Below are 18,681 nucleotides of genomic sequence, written 5' to 3' on the forward strand. Positions count from 1 at the left end.
TTGTAAAAGAGCTGTCTTGAACCTACATTAAATCAGTTTTAACTTTAACGTATACGGTGTTAATGAGGCGTTACCGAAAATGTCTGTGACTTTCACGTGATACGTTCCTTTTTTAACAGAGAAGTTCAAGAACTCTGCGTCTCCTAAACCATACGTATCAGAGGATGCAACAAGCTTTCCTTTGTTGTCATACAGACTGATCACACCGTCGATCTGTGCGTTTGCAAATGTGAGGTTACCTGTTTTTGCACTCTTCACGTTAAACTTGTACCAATCTGCATCGCCGTTTGAAACGCCCGCATTGAGATAGCCTGTGCTTTCCCACGTATTTGTTGATTTCCATTTTAGTGTGATTGGTTTAGATGGTACATTGTTTTTCACAACAGATCCTGCATCTTCATCTTTAGTGTTAACAGGTTTAACCGTTAACTCGTATTCGTTCAAGTTAGCAGGCGGGTATTCCCAGCTCCATTGGTCGATAATGATGAAGTAGCCTTTCCCTGATTTTGCTTTAAATGAACCTTGCTCAGGTTCGTTCGCAAATCCTCGATCCGTCACGCGTGCACTTCCGAATTCCTCTTCATCTAGCTTTCGGTTGCCGTTCGTGTCTTCTAGTATTACAAGAATGCCATCAACAGGCTGTAGCAATTCTTTTGGATATTTCGCTTTCAACTCTTTTGATGTTGCTAATGGCTGGAAGTGCGCGCCATAGATGCTGTTCGATTTTGCTTTTACATAATAAGCATCAACATCTCCATTTGAACCAAAGTTCGCACGGATTTTCTCACCAGCCATATCTTTTACTGGTGTATTCTCAAAATCGTTATTTGGCTCGTGCTTATCTTCAGTATTCTTAAACTTCATCTTAGATGTGATCACATAACGATCAAAGCTAGGTTGATAGTTTAAGTCCATCACGCGGATAAAATACTCTTCCCCTTTTCGCAGCCCTGCAGATAACTGATACTTTGTTTTAACATCGCTAAATCCATACTCAATGTTTGATGCTACTGGAATTAAATCCATGTAACCATCTTGGAATTCGTGGATTTTTAGAATTTCAACAACCGGTACAGAGTCTGAATAGCTAAAGTCAAACTGTAAGATTCCGCTCTCATCTAGCTGTAATTTGAAGTAATCTTCATCACCGCTGAACTGAAGATGACCCATCGCACCTGTTTCTACATCATATTCCAATGCGGATTCGCGCAGTTGGTTCATCATTTCCTCTTGCTCAGCCATCCAATCTTCATTCTCAGATTCATGGAAGCTTCGTTTGTATTGTGCACGTTTATTAAGGAAGCTTTCAATGGAAACACCGCCTTCCATATACTCTTCCTCATAATGGCCGTACAAAGGTAGGCCGTCTTCATCTTCAGACATCGCTTTTGTATCCACTTTAAGAGAATAAGGAAGGTGTGAAGAAGGCCATTCCTTCATCCCATTACCCACTTCGCCCATCATGAACGAGTAGCTAGGTGTATGGTTGTTCACTTCGATAATATATTCCACGCCAGGCATGGCTTCAAATGTATACTTTTCACTTTCGCTTGTTGGCTTGTAATTGATGACTTCCATTAGATGCTCCATTGGAGGCATCTCTTCTTCTGGCAGATCTTCCATTTCCTCTTCAGGAAATTCTTCAACCATATACACGCCAATGGCACTATCAATTCCTGTTACGCCCTTTAAGTCGACATTAACAAGTTGTGGCTCTTCACCTGATAGTTTGAATGTGTAGTAATCAGAATCTCCATTTTCTTCTGCCGTAAATGTACGATCGGTTTCTTTTTCATTGTTGTAAGGGAAATCTTTAACTTGTACTGGCTTTTCTTTTGTGTTCGAATCTTCCATAAGTTTATCAAATTTTTCTATAGTCAACTGATAAGAGGACTTGCCAGCTGCGTTGTAGTTTCCGTTTGCATCTGAAACACCGATTACAAGTGTGCCATCTTCAGCCACTTTATAAAGGTGTCCTTCTGCTTTTCCTTCAGCTACTGCGTTAACAGGAAGCTCTTTTGGTTTTGTATCCTTATCTATTAAATAGTAAGTCATCTTATAGTCATAATCGGAAGATCCTACAAGAGTGGTTTGAATGTACTGACCTGCTTTTACAGGAACTTGAACAAACTTCTCTTCATACGGAAGCTTAATCGCTCCTTTTTCTACTAACTTCTTCGTAAGATCTATTTTCTTGGCTGCTTTTAGTAAGCTCGCTTTATCACGTTTTACATTAACAGAAGGTGGAATCTTAGAAGTATTAAACGAAATTGCTTTTACCGGATCAACAAGCCCGTTAGCAAACTTCGTGTCGTATCCTTTTACTCCCAGATCTTTCGTAGTATGTTCTAAAATGTACTCAATCTGTTTGGGTGTAAGATTAGGGTTCTTCGATAATAAAAGTGACACAACCCCAGCGACTACTGGAGATGACATCGATGTTCCACTCATCTTCATAAACGTTGACTTCTTCTCATAATGATAAAGCGGTGCATAGACATCTTCACCAGGTGCAACAACATCCACTGAAGGACCGTAGTTCGAGTAATAAGAGAGTTCGTTCATCTTATTTGTTGAACCAACAGAGATAACCCCTTCTAATGCAGCTGGATAAGAAGGCATATCGATTGCTTCATTTCCTGCAGATGCGACTACTGTTACGTTTGCAGCTAACGCTTTTTTCACAGCTTCTGCAATAAGAGGAGAATTAGAGTAGCCACCTAAACTCATGTTAATCACTTTCGCCTTCTTCTCAACCGCATAAAGAATAGCTTCAGCAATGACATAATCTGAAGCACCCATACCTCGATCAAACACATCGATTGGTAAGATCTCCACATTCGGGTTAATTCCATACCCGCCAATACCGTTTCCTTTTTCACCAGCAATGATCCCTGCAACATGCGTTCCATGTGAATCAGGAGAACCTTGATTCATCGGATTTACAGCATTATAAGATGGAAGCAATTTATTTTTTAATTCAGGATGATTTTTATCAATACCTGTATCAATTACAGCTACTCGTACTTTGTTCTTACCGCTCATCGTTTGAGCTTTTCCTACATTTAATAGAGACAGATGATATTGTTCGGCTGTCTTTGGATCAGATGTTCCTTGTCTTGTAAAAAGCGCACTTGGTGAAACGTAAGTAACAGAATTTAGTTTGCTATAGTTCTGCATTACAGCATCAAGCTTTTTCCCTTTATCAATTTTTACTACGTCATAGCCTAATGAAGTAATTCTTCGTTGTAGGGATGCTCCTGCCTTCTTATGATCAGAAGCGGTTAATGGTTTGACATACTTCACAATTAGCACAGAATCACTCATCTGTTTTTGCTTTTGTTTAGTAGGACCAAATAAGTTTTCTTTTACGGTATTACCTGGTTCAAATAAAGTAGAGACTGGAATTGAACTTACCTTAACCTCGTCTGATTTTGCTGAGACTGTCGTTAAGCCCGTTCCAACTAAACTAGCTGTCAGAGTGAGTGAAGCTAGTTTCTTGTGCCAATTAACCATACACTTAACCCCTTTTATAGAAATATTTGGTATATCTATTTCTATTATATCAGCCAACGAAACTATCTTACAAATTTTTGAATAAAAAAATCGAGATATGGAGATTATCATCCACGTCTCGAAAACCAGTCTTATTTTTGATATTTTTCTAGTTCTTTTATTAATGTTTTTCCAGTCATGCCACCCGGAACATTAATTCGATTTAACTTAAAAGGACCTTTTTGTTTGTAGTTCATGCCTGGCTTAATCGTGAAAGTCATCTTGATCCCAGCTTGTTTCAATAACTTCTCGGCACTGTCACTATTGTCACCAAACGGATAGGCGAACGAGATAACATTATTGCCGACTTTTTCCTCAATAATTTTTTTGTTGAGAAGTAAGTCGGCTAATACTCTCTTTTCGTAAGCTTGTTGAGTTTCAAGTTTACCATCTATCTTGATTGGTGTGGTAATGGCGCCTCGGTCATAAGTGGCCGTTTTTCCTTTATGATGCATGTCATACGTATGAGACTGTATCTCAAAAACACCAGACTCGTACATTTCCTTCGCTTGTGCCCAAGTCATTCTAGGAAACTCGTGAATTTGCCCATCTTCTATCCGACTTCCTATTATATATACGGTCGCTTTCATATCTAACTCTTTTAAAATAGGATAGGCGATATTGTAGTTGCTTTCATATCCATCATCCATCGTAATTAAAAGTGGCTTTTGAGGAAGTTCTTTCTTCCCTTCCATAAACGAGAGCAAGTCATGATCGTTGATTGTTGTATATCCCTGTTCTTTTAATGCGATTAGTTGCTCTTTGAAAAGATGAGGTTCCACCGTTGCATTAGTAGAAAGACCTTCTTGGAAATGATGGTACATCAATACTGTGACCGGAATCTGTTCTTGTGGTAGATCAATAGATTCAACTGAGTTAATGAGAACCGAGCGAGTCGAGTTGTTCCATTTCACGTTATATCCGAGTGAGTCTGCAATAAAACGAATAGGTACGAACGTGCGGTTATCATTTGCGATGACAGGAACATCTATAGTAGTAGATTTACCGTTCTTCCAAACTGTTTTCTTATTTAATGTCAGTTTAAATGTTATGTGTTCTTTTATGATAGTTATGCTGTTATCTTTTCCGTTCCATTTAACTGTAGCATCTAAGTTTTCAAATGTTTTTCGAATTGGCACGAGTGTTCGCGAATCTTTCACTTGAGGTGGAACATCATATGTAATCTTGTTTTGATCCACATATACCTGAATATCATCTGCTGTAGCAGATCCTGGTGGGTATAGCCACAGACCGATCATCATAATAAGAACAATGAGAGTTTGGATAGTTTTTGCTAATAATTTTTTATCTCTATGAAACTTCAATTAAAAATCCCCCTAAAAAACAAACAAAATTACTCCATATTACTAATATACATATTTTACCTATGTTTTTCACTATGTTTTTACTTAAATGTATATTTTTACAATAATAAAAGTTAAAGAGAAAACTGATGACATTTTTTTGAATTTGCTGTAACTTTGATTATGTTAATCAATTTGGAGGTTTTTTTATGAACATAGTGATCATTCATCAATTACCAATAATTCAAAATGAATTACGTTTATATATTACTCAAAAATTACCATTCTCAAATATTAGTTGCTACAACTCTTTTTCAAATTGCAATATAGATGTTTTTAATAAAAAAGATATTCTCATTATGAATATCGAAGAGAAAAATTTTAAACTTTTGTCTGATATGAAAATGCTTCAATATAGAGGTGTCAGAGTTATAGCATGGTTACAATCAAATCATGAACTTACCATTAGATATTATTTAAAAGGAAGATTTATAGGATATTTTCTAAATGAAATAAATTATACTGTTATAAGTAACTCTTTACAAAATATTACGAATGATATCCCCTACCTTCAACCTAACTTAGCTTCAGTTCTACTTAATGAATATATAAATTACGAGGAAGAATGTGAAATTAAACCAAACCCATCGTTATCTAAGCGAGAATTGGAAGTTTTGAAACTAATTGCCACGGGCTTTAATAATGAGAAAGTAGCAGAAACATTGTTCTTATCTGAAAGCACTGTAAAAAATCACGTAAGTTCTATTCTACGTAAATTAGACGTTCCTGACCGAACATCAGCTGTAATTAAAGCGTTAAAAAATAAGTGGATTATGCTCCAACTCTAAGAAAAACTTAATTTTCATTTAGTCATACAAATGGAGTTTTACTTTAAGAATGAAGAACACACTTAAAGATGCATATAAAATTTCTTGAACCTGTTTCTGCAAGGCTCAGCGCCTACTAATAGGTAATCAAATTGTGCTATTTCACAATAACTAAATTGTGGCTCTTATGTAACTGTTGCTGTTATTCCATAAGTACTAGTTAAACCAGTTACTTTGTTTCCTGCAACTGTATGATCTTCAGCTTTAAGAGCTTCAGACCAGAATCTTCAAATTTTATAGATGTAGCGTTAATCGCACTTTCATCAGTTAGTACAAATAAAAGAAAATCGCCTCAAACCCTTTATCTCTAAGGGATTACGACGATTTTTGTCTACTATAAAAGTATGGGTAATGTGTCTTATCCGCACTACCCGAATTTTTTTACTGCTCGTCCCTTACATCCACTCATCATACATTTGTTTTTGAGCGTGGCTGTGAAGGCGAGCATAAAGATGGGTGTCACGAGTTTTCACATGTCCGAGCAGCACTTGAAGATGCGAAAGGGGCATACCTTTCATGGCTAGTTTCGTTGCAAAGGTATGACGCAGCGTATGGGGGCTGATAAAGACACCGATTTCGTTTCGAAACGCTTCAAACCAATGTTGGATAGAACGTGGATCGATGGCTCCCTTTCCATAACGATCTAGAAAGACAAAAGGAAAGTCATCGTTTCGGCTTTCTAAATAAGCTTTAACATGTTCCTCACATTGATGGGTGAAAGGCACGATCCGCTCTTTCTTACCCTTCCCTTTAGGGATTGTAATGATTCGTTCGTTCCAGTTGATATCTTCTATCTTCATTCTAGTCAATTCTCTTAATCGTATACCCGTGGCGATGAACATCTCAATGACTGCTCGTTTTTTTAAGTTGCTGTAACAGAGATGTCTGAGGTGCGTCACCTGTTCGGGCGTTAAATATTGAGGAAGTCTGTCTTCATCTTTCGGAAGGGATATGGATTTTACAGGATTATGATTCATGATGTCTTCTTCCACACAATAGTGATAGAACAAGCGCAGAGCAAACATTTTCTTTTTGATCGAACCTTTTTTGTACCCCTTCTCTTCTAAATGAATCAACCAATCCCGTAGATCTAGTGTCGTGATTTCATTATACGGTTTTTCGCAATAGGATAGCATTTGTCGGATCGCCGTTTCGTAACCTTCCAATGTTGTTTTTTCCAGTCTGAAATGTTGATCGTTCCAAAATTGTTTGATGCATGCTTCAGAGGTAAGCATGACTTCCCCTCCTTATCCCATAAATTTACGGTATTGAGAGATGATTTGATGATTGGGTAGCCTGGCATAGATCAGTGTTGTCTCTAAATCAGCATGACCCAACTCATCACTGATAAAGGAAAGTTCAGCTCCTTTAGCCAGTAATTCGGTAGCAAACGTATGACGAAAGCGGTGTGGATGTAAGCTAGTTGATAACCCTGCCTCCTTGCCAAGCTTACGAATAATTTCGCTTATTCCTCGTATACTGAGTCGTGTTTTTTCTCCTCTAAGAGTGAGGAAAAGAGGAGCAGATTCACTTTTTTGACGATATTCTAAGTAGCGTTCAAGTAAGACCGCACACTTTTCAGAGAAATGAACATTTCGTATTTTCTTGCCTTTACCTATCACTCGAGCTGTGCGGTTTTCCAAGTCAACATCTTCAACGTTTAATTGATGCACTTCACCAACCCGACATCCTGATGTGAGCATGAATTCAACGATTGCTTGGTTTCTAAGAGCTGTCTTCTCGCTTTCGTTCCGTACTTTGGCAATATCTCCTTTATCGAGATATTTGGGAACAGGTTTCGGGAGACGAGGAAACCAGCGCCTTTTTATTGGTGATCGCTCAATAAGAGAGTCCAGTAAACAAAATTTATAAAATGAAGAGAGTATATCCAAACGGCGTCTGTAAGAAGAATCTTTAATCTGTCCTCTGTTTTTCTGAAGCCAATCCAAAATTCGGTCCGATGAAAGGGTTGAAAAGGATTCTTCCATATCCCCAAAAAACCATTCTAAAAAACGTCTGTACCCTACAATGGTTATTTCTGTGCGATTGGATGTTTTTAAACTTCTCAAAAAATACTGTACAACTTTTTGATTCTCTTGGTTGGGCAACGTTTTTGTCAATTCCCAATACCGTTCCATACTAGACCTCCAAATGTTTAGATTTGATAGCGATCGTATTGTTTTTTTCGAGCGGTTTCCATCAAACGGGTATAGATTCTTGTACTATTGATATTGACATGACCTAGCAAATCTTGAATATAACTTTGTTGCATATTCTTTTCTGCAAGGTGTGCGGCAAAGGTATGCATCATGGTGTGAGGGACGATCCTAAATCCTAGAGTTGCTGAGAACGCTTGAAACCTTTTTTCTACAAAAACACGGCTTAAATGTCCTCCTCTATTGTTTGAAAATAAATACACGCTGTCATGCTTGCGTTGTTTGATGTATGTTTTCAATCGTTCTGCACATTCGTGTGTAAAAAACACAAAACGTTCTTTGTTTCCTTTTCCATTCCGAATCCAAATTCTATGTTCTTCCCATCTAATATCTTCTAGTTTTATATGCAAGAGTTCACTCACCCTCACACCTGTCGTGTATAAGGTCTCTACAATGGCTCTATCCCTTGGATTATCCTTCGTCAACTCTTGAAGAAGTACGACTTGCCGTTTACTCAGATAATAAGGAAGAGAATCATCCTTCTTTGGTGTCTGAACTCTCTGCAAAGGATTCTTCTTAATCTTGTTTTCTTCCATACAATACTGGTAGAAGGATTTTAGCGCACTGAGTTTTAAGTGAATGGTACGAGGCTTTAGTCCTTTTTCTTGCATGTCAGCCATCCATTCACGAACATCCATCGCATTAACATCAACAAAGTTTTTTTCACAACTTGAAAAAAATTGTTGAAGCGCTATTCGGTAACTACGAGTGGTTTCTCGGCTAAACCGTGCTTTATTATCATTCAGAAACTGTTTCACCATTTCAAGATCCATCGTTTCACCCCATTTTATTTTGATAAGCTAGCATCATATCTTCTGTAGGAATTCGAGCATATATTCGGGTCGTATTCAGATTGACATGTCCCATTTCATCCGCAATGAATTGAATATCTGCTCCTCTTGCCAACATATTTGTAGCAAATGTATGTCGACAGATGTGGGGATGTAGTAAATGATTGAGACCTGCTTTTTTACCTAACTTTTTAGTGACTTCATAGATTCCTGTTGGCATAAGACGACTACCTTTCCGATTCAGAAATAAAGGGGCTTTTTCATCTTGAGATCGTTCATTTAAATATTCTTTTAAAATCAACGCACATTCTTCTGAGAAATGGACCGTCCGTATTCTCTTTCCTTTTCCTCTCACTTTGGCTTTCCGCTGAACTAGATTAATATCTTCTATGTTTAAGTCAGAAACTTCTTGACGCCGACAGCCTGAAGAGAAAAGAAATAGAATTAGCGCTCGATCACGAAGCGATAGACTTTCGGCTGCTAGCCTTACTCGTGCATATTCCTTTTCAGTTAGATGGCGAGGTAAAGTCTGTGGTATCTTAGGTCTCCATCGCTTTTTAAGCACTTGTTTCTCCATATACTCTTCCTCTAGGCAAAAAGTGAAGAAGGAAGATAGACAAGCAAGCACGAGATCCATCGTCTTGGGTGATTTACCTTCTGAATAGTCGTTTAACCAATCAAGTACATCCTTAGAAGAGATTTTTTCAATGGGAATAGCACATTGACTCAAAAACTTTTCTAATATCCACTGATACTTGGTTATTGTCGCCTCTGATTTGTTAGCTGTGTTTAAACTTAACAAATAATCATTTAAGATACCCCTCGTTTCTTTATTGATATTTTTAAAGCCTTCCAAATCTAGCGAATTATCCATCTACTAAACTCCTTTTTTAATGAAGCTACTGCTATTCACCAATGGATGAACCGTTAAGTAACTCCAACTTTTCTCCCTCCTTCTTACACACATGATTTTCAAATATTTTGTTGTTTATACCTAGAAATAAATAAAAAGCCCATGTTAAAAAAACATGAGCTTTTAGCCTATAAAAAGATCAAAATCTGGGTAAACTATTAAATTTTCATTCTCTATTCTTTGTTTATTTTGTTGACATAGTACCGTTTTGTTAACTATGTTGACATTGTTGACAGAAATATAGTTTTGTAAACATATACGTATACATTTACGTAAACATTCTATATAAACCTTTTATGTATCCCTATTAACTATAGCTTTATTAATACAATCTAATTAATAAAAGTAAAGAGAGATACTTATGAAGTATCTCTCGAAATGGGAGGAATGCAATTGGCATCCCATGTTATAAGACTTCTAATTAAAAAGCTCTGCAGAGATTTCTCTCTACAGAGCTGAAAACCTAATTACTTCTTAGTTACAATTGTTTTAGCTACAGATACATCTCCACGTTTGTAAACGTTGAACTGTACTTTTTCTCCAGCAACTAGATTAGTTGAAGTTAAAGTAACTCCTGAAATTGTAGAAGCTGTACCATCAACGAAATCAATGTCACCTGTTACTGCTGGTGCAATAGGAGTTGCAATAACTTTACCTACTAATACGTCACCATTATCATAATCATAAGCAGCTGGCGCAGCAGACTTGCTGTAGTAAACGATTAATTCATCGTTATTTGCATCGCTTACTTCATAACGTAATACTCCATCATAAGCAGATGCTGATGTAGTAATAGTAGAAACAAGTTCAGATAACTTTAAGTTTGTTTGATTGATTGCAGTAAAATCAATTCCGCTAGCAAATGCCGCAGAAGAAACTGTAGCAGAGCTGTCAATAATATTGAAGTTTTTAGCTGCAACTAAAGTAGAACCGCTGTATACTTCAACTACACCTTTACCAGTTTCAAAGTTTTGTAATTGAGCTGCAGCTGCAGTTGTTACAGCTGTGTCAAGTTTATTGATATTTGCAATAGCTGTTTGCTTAGTATCTAAGATTAAATCTGCTCTTGAGAAACTAACATTTGCTGTAGGGTTAGCTAAAGTTTCTTCATAAACAACAGTACCATCAGCATCTTTAACTACTACTTTATGTGTATTCAAGTCGAGGTCTGCATTATAGTGACCGTTATAATACTGCTTTAAAGTTACTGAAATTGACTTTTTAGTATCTACAGCTGGGTTCAAGTCAATTGTATCAGCATTTAAAGTAACTTCTTTAGTATCAGCTGCAGTAGCAGATGCTACAGATACAGGAATACTAGCTAGTAATTTAGAACCAGAAACAAGTTTAATGTTCCCTGATCCAGTGTTAGTTGCATTAGAAGTTACCGTTACAGTTGTTCTTCCAAAAGTATCAGTTGCGCCTGCTACAGTAGCTGTAGCGATTTCTGCAGTACCTGATACAGCTGGTTGAACTGTAATAGCAGAAGCACCAGCAGTTTTAAATGTATCTCCAAATTGGTCTTTTGCTACGATGTTTACTGTTTGAGACTTAGTACCACTTACTAATTTAACAGTACCACCAGTATAGCTAATTGAAGATAATTCACGAGCTTGTGAACTTGGAGCTACTTTAAGTGTAATTACTTTTTTAGCATCACCAGATTTTACTGTAATATCAACAGTTCCAGCACGCTTAGTAGTAATAACACCTGCAGATGATACATCAGCAATTGTTACATCAGAAGAGCTGAATGATAGTAAACCGCTAAGTGTAGCATCAGTAAGTTCAACATCTTGACGTCCATCAAGTAAATCGGCAACAACACTGTCAATTGTTCCAGTTTCACCTACTAGAAGTGTATTACTTGAAACGCTAGCAATATCAGCTGTAGAAAGGTTAACTTCTTCAATCGATGCAGCACCAGTTTTAGTTTTATCATAAACTGCTACAGTAACATACTCTGAAGCAACTACTTGATTGTTCTTCGTGATTGAAACATTGTATGAGAAAGAATTCTTAGTAGCTACAAGTGTAGCTAATTTTGTTTTATCAAGTAATCCAGTAGAGCTAGTCATTGTAGATGAAGCATCATTAGCAAAAACATCTTCAGTTGCACGGAAAGTAACTGAATATCCATCCTTAGCTAAATCAGAAGCAGAAGTTTCAGAACCGTTTGCCTTTAACTTTAAAACTTGCCCCTCATCGTTTGTGTATACAGTTGTGCTAACACCTTCAAGTTTTGATACTACTAAAGTTTTATAAGTTACAGCAGCAGTACCAGAAAGGTCAGCAGAACCTGTTACTTCAACTTTATCATCTTCTTTTAAAGGTTTAACTAAGCTTAATTTGTACTCAGTATCGGATACTTTTGTTGCTGTAAATGTAACTGCTTCCCCATTTACTTTAACTGCAAAATCATCCTTAGTGATTTCAAGTCCAGATACATTACCTCTTAAATTAACTTTAAGATCAGATGCGTTAATCGCACTTACAGCTGTAACTTCTGCTTTAGCAGTAGCTTCATCAGCTTTTTGAATGAAAGCAGCCATTTCAGCACGAGTTACTAGATCTGTCGGAGCAAATTTAGTAGCTGATTTTCCGTCAGCGATTTTCCACTCAACTAGAGTAGAGATATCGTTTTTGAAGATGCTGTTGTCAACATCTGTGAAAGGATGAGATGCACCAGTTCCTTTTAGTCCGTATGCACGAACGATAAGAGCTGCTACTTCACCACGAGTGATTAAACGTTCTGGAGAGAACATGTTGTCTCCAGTGCTTCCCATGATGTTTCCTTCTTTAACTGCTGCAACTGCGTTGTGGTACCAAGCTCCTGATTTTACATCAGCATAACCTGCAACTTGACCAGTTTTGTAAAGGTCTAGCTTGTTAGCAAAAAGTGTAGCTGCTTCTGCACGAGTGATATCTTTTGTTGGAGCAAAAGTAGTTGCAGATGTTCCTGTCATGTACCCTTTTCCTGAAACATAATCAACTGCTTGCTTGTACCAAGCTCCTGCTGGTACATCTGTAAATGTAGCTGCACTAGCTACTGGAGCAACTGCTGAAGCAACGACTGCTGCTGTAAGACCAGTTGCCATGAATTTGCGATAGTTCTTAGACGCCATAGCGTTATTTCCTCCCTTAATATGTAACTATTAATATATGATTTAACTAAGCTATGAGTCCCAGGGCCCACAGATCAGTAAATACCAAATTATACAAAGTCTAACAATAAATAGTATATTTGTGAGTATATAGTCTGTCAACAAAAATATCCAGTAGATACAAAATATTATTGTATTGCCATCTTTACTCACAAGTGGCAAGTTTTACCTTGTTACGACTATTTTACAATATATTTCATTTTTTGCAAGATTTTTGTTTCAAATAAATTCTATAAAATAGCAATAATTGTATTTAATGGTCGAAACTTAGTGGTGATTGCCCTTACAGTATTCTATATCGACACATTTTTAGTAATGTTTAGTAAAAAATGAAAATAAATATATTGAAATATTTTCTTGTTATTCCAGAAAAATATAAAACAGAGCTGTTACAATTGTTACATAACTGTAAACTACTAAAGTCCTATTATGTGATAAGCTAACTTTTGTAGAAAATAATAGAAAATTCACTAATTACTAGTTTATAAGCTCACATATTGGGGAAAGGTAGTGTTTTATGGTTAAGAAGTTAGGCGCATGGATCGTATCTCTTCTATTAGTACTTACTCTTTTACCTGGACAAGCAAAAGCAAGCGAGAAAGAGAACTTAATCGCCACAGCAAAAAAATACATAGGTATAAAGTACACTTGGGGTGGAACTTCCCCATCAACCGGATTTGATTGTTCTGGTTTTAACTCATATGTATTTAAGCAATACGACGTTAAACTTGCTCGAACAGCAGCTGAGCAATATAAAGGTGGAACTTCCGTTAAGAAAGCGGATCTAGAGCAAGGTGACTTGGTTTTCTTTGCCACAACAAGCTCTGGCGCATCCCACTCAGGTATATATGTAGGAGATGGGAATTTCATTCATGCTTCTTCATCAAAAGGAGTTATGATTTCTTCTGTAAGTGATCCTTATTACTGGGGTTCTCGTTATCTAGGAGCACGTCGTTACTTAGAAGAAGATAAAGTTGCATCACTTGCTGTTCTTCCAAAAGGACAATACCATGATGTACCGAATACATACTGGGCTTACACGCCTATCACGAATTTAAGCAAAAAGAATGTTATGAGCGGCTATCAATACAGCCAATTTAAGCCAACTCAATCGGTAACTCGTGCAGAAGCAGCTGCGATGGTTGCAAACGCACTTAAGATCGACGCTTCAACAAAAATGAGCCACTTCCGTGATGTAAAGACTTCTCACTGGGCAGTTGGATCGATCAACGCAGTAAAAGAAGCTGGAATTATCTCTGGTTATCCAGATGGTTCATTCAAACCGAACAAAGAAATGACTCGTGAAGAGATCGCAGCTTTAATTACAAAGACATTTGCTTTAAAAGATAAAGAAGCAACCACATCATTTGCGGATGTAAAAGAAGGTTACTGGGCATACAATGCGATTCAACAATTGAATGCAAACAACTTAGTGTCAGGTTATACAGACAACACATTCAAACCGCTGAACAAAACATCACGCGCTGAGTTCTCCGCATTCCTTTACAGAGCAATTACTACTGTACCCGTTAAATAAGACGAAGCCACCTGGAAAAAAGTTTCAGGTGGCTTCTATTTTTTTACATAATATTTGAAAAGCTGCTCTCCTTTAGTTGGAGAACAGCTTTTTTTAGTTGCTTTCTTCAATTGTTCTTGCAAGAAACACTGCCATTTCGGATCGTGTTACAGGATGGTTCGGTTTGAACGTGCCATCGTTATAGCCATTTGCAATAGATGCGGCAGAAAATCGTTGTACAGCGTTATATGCATAAAAGTCTGATTTGATGTCTTTGAAAGATTTTGCTGAACCTGTTGTTTCTTTTAATTTGTAAGCTCGATCGAGTAGAGCGATGACTTCACCGCGTGAGATGGTTTGCATTGGTTTGAATGTGCCGTCTGAGAAACCAGTTGCTAGCCCTTTTTCAGACATCGTTGCTACATAACCAGAAGCAAAGTAGCTACTTTTCACATCAGGATAACGCGTCGCTCGTGGTGTTCCATCTAATTTTAATGCACGCCCGATCATAGATACAGCTTCTCCACGGGTTATCGGTTTTAGTGGATAAAACTTGCCGTCCGGATACCCAGAGAGAATGTGATTTGCATTTAGTTCATACACATATTTGCTGTACCAATCAGAAGATTTGAAATCAGGAAACACACCGTAAACTTTTGTTTCAATTGCTGACTTACTAGATTCTAATCCACCATCATTAACCGCAGTCACTTCATATTTATAGAATCCTGGTTTAATAGACTCGCTAAATGAAGGCTGAGAAACTGTGGATGAGATTTTTACGCCGTCTCTATAGATGTTATAACCCCTGATTTCTTCGTTTGTAGCGATTGCTGACCAATTTAACTGAACTTTTCCGTTTGATAGAATTTTATAGGTTAAGTTCTTTGGTGCTTTTGGCTGTTGTATGCGTTTTGGTGCTTGAATTAAGCCATATCCATAATTCACATCCCGCCCCGGTGCTCCAAGGTCTTTAGCTTGTGTGTTGATTTTCGTGCGTAATTCTTGAGCAGTTAGGTTCGGATACGCTTCTTTATATAGCGAGTAAATGGCAGTCACGTATGGCGTTGCCATTGAAGTTCCGGTTTGGAATTCATAATTGTTCTGAATGAACGTACTGTAAATGTTTACACCTGGTGCTACGATCTCAAGTTCAGGACCTGAGCCTGAAAAATTCGGATGCTTGTCATATTGATCGATCGCTCCAACCGCTACTACACTTTCATATTTTGCTGGAAACATTACCGCCTGATCTTCGCTAAATGTCGTGTCCGTGTGGTTACCCGATGCTGCAACAATATGCAGACCTTTCTTATGAGCTTCATCCACCGCAAGTCTTAAAGCTTTTGATCCTTCCTCGCTAGATAGACTTAGGTTAATAATGTTTAGTTTATTTTGTACAGCCCATTCAATTCCGTTGATGATCTGTGAATGAAGACCGACTCCATTTTTATCTAAAACTTTAATTGCGTAGAGTTCTACTTGTGGTGAAAGACCTTTAATGCCAAAATCGTTGTCTTGTGCGGCAATTATGCCTGCTACGTGTGTGCCATGACCGTTATCATCATTATAAGTTGATGCTCCAGGTATGAAAGATGCACCACCCGCTATCTTTAGATCTTCATGTTTGGTGTCAATTCCCGTATCAAGAACCCCTACTTTTACTCCCTTACCACTATAGTAAGAAGTGTTTTGATCGGTTATAGGTGGAAAGTTGAGTTTTGCTAGATATGGATTTATGTATTGTTCTTCAGTCTGTACAGTTTTGTCCTGTTCAACGAAGCGAACGCTCGGAAATTGTGAAAGCTTGTACGCAGCTTCTTCAGTAAGGATTGTGGAAACTGCAGAAATGCTCTCTAGTTTTCCTTTGATAGGAGCACCGTAAGATTGGAGTAACTCTTCATCAATGCCGTTTTGAAAGACTACTATGTAAGCGTGTTTTGCAGATTGTGTTACCGATGCAGCTGTTTCTTTATCGGTATGGGTAGCTGCATGGGTTTGCCACGGTAATGAAACAATTGGTGCGATCAGGGAAGCAGATATGAAAACAGCCCCTATTTTCCATTTGATATTGAGCATATGAATCCCCCTATAGAAGTAAATGGTGACAAAGTAGAAATTGTTTGGGGTCAGACCCCTTTCTTAACTATCGGTTTTTTTGACTAGTAAATCAATAGCAGGAAATAAGAAGTTTTGTCGAAGCTGTCAAATTGAAATAAAAGAAGTCCACATGGAAAGGACGCTGCGCGTCCTTTCCATGTGGACAAAATGAAGATTTGTATTTGTTTGGGGTCAGAGCCCTACTTGTTTTGTAGATACGTGAAATAATCTTTGATGCCGAGGTGGATCTGGTAGGCGGCTTTCTTTCTCCATGTATCAGATGCCAGTTTAAGAGCATCCGATTTATGATCGATGAAACCCAGTTCTACTAAAGAACTCGCCATCTTGTTTTGATTTTTGATGACATAGAAGTTTGCTTCTTTTACACCACGATTATTCATTTCCAGTTCAGGAATCAGTAGTCGCGTTTGAATAAATGTAGCTAGCTTCTTATTATCTGCGCTTTTTTTGTTATCTTCGTTGTAATACGTCTCTGTTCCGTTAGCCGATCCATTAAAGGCGTTGGCATGAACCGAAAGGAAAACTTCTCCGTTTGCATCATTTGCAATCGTTACACGCTTTTCTAACGCATGGAATATATCCGTATCACGCGTCATAACAACTTTCGCGCCAGCTTCTTCAAGATAATCACGAAGTAACTTTGACGTAATCAACGTAATGTCCTTCTCTTTCAATCCATAACCTAGTGCACCTGGATCTGTTCCACCATGGCCAGGATCAATGACGACAATCCTACCTTTTAAAGGATTAGAAGGGTCTACAGGAGTTGTCGTTCCATAACTAAGATACCCACCATGTACGTAACCTGTCAGTGACGAACCTTTAACATATGCCCATCCATTTGATAGTTTCGTATAAACATCCACCATTGTGCCGTATCGCAGCATTCCTACTGCAGAATTGCTAGCATCAGGACCTGTTCTTACATTCAAGAAATCTGCGGTCACTTGAGCTTGAGCGATCGGATTGGTAGTTGGCGGTGGTGGCGGTTCAGGCTTAGGCTCTGCTGGCTTACTTCTAAACTCTGGATTTAATACCCGAGCTAGCATAAGCGCAAAATCTGCACGCATGATATAATCTTTTGGACCAAATTTTCCGTTCGGATATCCTCCAACAATACCAGCTGTTGCTAGTTTGTTGATTGGAACATATGTAGGCGAACTTTTTGGTACATCAGTAAATGATAGGTTGCTTGTTTCCTTGAAAGTCCAAGCTCTCGATAAAATCGAAGCCATCTGCTCGCGTGTAAGTTTATCACTTACACCAAAGTAACCATTCCCATAACCCGACAGAATGTTATCATTGCTCATATCCTGAATGTAACCTGAAGCATAGTGACCTTTTGGAACATCACGATATTCCGTTTGTCTGTACCCTCCCTTTAAATGAAGAGCACGTCCGATCATAGAAGCCGCTTCTGAACGTGTTACGTAACTACCAGGCTTGAACGTACCATCCGTGTAACCGCTAAGAATTTTCTTGTTGGCCAAATACATAACTTCATCGTAAGCTCGATGACTTTTTGACACATCAGGAAAAGACGCAGCAGAAACTGACGCAGGTGATGAGAAGCAAAGTACAGTCATCAGCATGATTAGCCATGCGACGACACCTTTCTTGCTTATCATCCAAATTCCTCCTAATATTGTAATTTATTTATAGTTTAACAGTTCCTTCCAAAAGGGTATATACTTAGTTTGTACTAAAATAGATCATTTTCTTTGTAGAAATAAGTAGAACCATTAGTAAGGATGTAATATTTTGGAGGAGGACTATTTCCTATATCAAAATTAATATCGGTCACAATTTGTCTAATTTTAGCTAAAAAAATAAAAGGACAGAAATCTGCCCTTTTTAAATCAGCATATTTGTTATTATTAAACGATAACTGCCACTGTATCGTTTACGACGGTAATTCGTTTACTTTCGGTAGTTACTTCCGACTCAGAGTCAAAACTTAGCTCGGTAAAAAAGCAAAATCTTGAAGCTGGATACGGGTATGATAGTTGGTTAAGATCAAGTCCTAGGGCCTCTACCACTTCTTTAATACTCTCATCAGCCGCATTTTCTAATTCGCGATTTACAACGTCTTCCATGTTCTCATAAGCTGTCATTCTTGAGATAGATGTTCCCATACGATAATAAGTAAACTTGATTCCGATTTTGTCCATGTAAGCTACCACCCCTGTTACGAATAAATTATAATATTAATTA

Annotated in this window: 12 protein-coding genes; 2 read left to right on the forward strand and 10 right to left on the reverse strand. The window is 37.8% G+C overall.

Annotation, left to right across the window (positions count from 1 at the left end; genetic code table 11):
- Positions 1–27: 27 nt before the first annotated feature.
- Positions 28–3,516, reverse strand: a complete 3,489-nt coding sequence (locus I5J82_RS14455) for a S8 family serine peptidase (RefSeq protein ID WP_198768423.1) — start codon at positions 3,514–3,516, stop codon at positions 28–30.
- A gap of 131 nt (positions 3,517–3,647) precedes the next feature.
- Positions 3,648–4,880, reverse strand: a complete 1,233-nt coding sequence (locus tag I5J82_RS14460) for a stalk domain-containing protein (protein WP_198768424.1) — start codon at positions 4,878–4,880, stop codon at positions 3,648–3,650.
- 188 nt (positions 4,881–5,068) lie between these two features.
- Here I5J82_RS14460 and I5J82_RS14465 point away from each other — a divergent pair, with 188 nt between their 5' ends.
- Positions 5,069–5,707: a response regulator transcription factor gene (locus I5J82_RS14465; protein WP_198768425.1), complete on the forward strand. Its 639-nt coding sequence runs from the start codon at positions 5,069–5,071 to the stop codon at positions 5,705–5,707.
- A 434-nt stretch (positions 5,708–6,141) separates the two neighbouring features.
- On the opposite strand, the gene I5J82_RS14470 is transcribed toward I5J82_RS14465, so the two are convergent.
- From I5J82_RS14470 to I5J82_RS14490, 5 genes are all read right to left on the reverse strand, one after another.
- A complete protein-coding gene (locus I5J82_RS14470; protein ID WP_198768426.1) occupies positions 6,142–6,981 on the reverse strand; it encodes a tyrosine-type recombinase/integrase in 840 nt (279 codons plus the stop codon).
- A gap of 12 nt (positions 6,982–6,993) precedes the next feature.
- On the reverse strand, positions 6,994–7,884 hold the full coding sequence (locus tag I5J82_RS14475) for a tyrosine-type recombinase/integrase (protein WP_198768427.1): 891 nt from the start codon (positions 7,882–7,884) through the stop codon (positions 6,994–6,996).
- Positions 7,885–7,901: 17 nt separating this feature from the next.
- Positions 7,902–8,735: a site-specific tyrosine recombinase/integron integrase gene (xerA, locus tag I5J82_RS14480; RefSeq protein WP_198768428.1), complete on the reverse strand. Its 834-nt coding sequence runs from the start codon at positions 8,733–8,735 to the stop codon at positions 7,902–7,904.
- 4 nt (positions 8,736–8,739) lie between these two features.
- Positions 8,740–9,627, reverse strand: a complete 888-nt coding sequence (xerA, locus tag I5J82_RS14485; protein ID WP_198768429.1) for a site-specific tyrosine recombinase/integron integrase — start codon at positions 9,625–9,627, stop codon at positions 8,740–8,742.
- A gap of 506 nt (positions 9,628–10,133) precedes the next feature.
- A complete protein-coding gene (locus I5J82_RS14490) occupies positions 10,134–12,791 on the reverse strand; it encodes an S-layer homology domain-containing protein (protein WP_198768430.1) in 2,658 nt (885 codons plus the stop codon).
- Between the two features lie 556 nt (positions 12,792–13,347).
- On the opposite strand from I5J82_RS14490, the gene I5J82_RS14495 reads away from it, so the two are divergent.
- On the forward strand, positions 13,348–14,367 hold the full coding sequence (locus tag I5J82_RS14495) for a C40 family peptidase (RefSeq protein WP_198768431.1): 1,020 nt from the start codon (positions 13,348–13,350) through the stop codon (positions 14,365–14,367).
- 93 nt (positions 14,368–14,460) lie between these two features.
- Here I5J82_RS14495 and I5J82_RS14500 read toward each other — a convergent pair whose 3' ends face one another.
- The 3 genes from I5J82_RS14500 to I5J82_RS14510 all read right to left on the reverse strand — a co-directional run bounded on the left by I5J82_RS14500 (position 14,461) and on the right by I5J82_RS14510 (position 18,638).
- On the reverse strand, positions 14,461–16,425 hold the full coding sequence (locus I5J82_RS14500; RefSeq protein WP_198768432.1) for a S8 family serine peptidase: 1,965 nt from the start codon (positions 16,423–16,425) through the stop codon (positions 14,461–14,463).
- A 221-nt stretch (positions 16,426–16,646) separates the two neighbouring features.
- Positions 16,647–18,095, reverse strand: a complete 1,449-nt coding sequence (locus I5J82_RS14505; protein ID WP_198768433.1) for an N-acetylmuramoyl-L-alanine amidase — start codon at positions 18,093–18,095, stop codon at positions 16,647–16,649.
- 249 nt (positions 18,096–18,344) lie between these two features.
- Complete coding sequence (locus I5J82_RS14510; RefSeq protein WP_198768434.1) at positions 18,345–18,638, reverse strand: hypothetical protein; 294 nt, start codon at positions 18,636–18,638, stop codon at positions 18,345–18,347.
- Positions 18,639–18,681: the final 43 nt, after the last annotated feature.

Source organism: Fictibacillus halophilus, from assembly GCF_016401385.1.
GTDB classification, from domain to species: domain Bacteria; phylum Bacillota; class Bacilli; order Bacillales; family Fictibacillaceae; genus Fictibacillus; species Fictibacillus halophilus.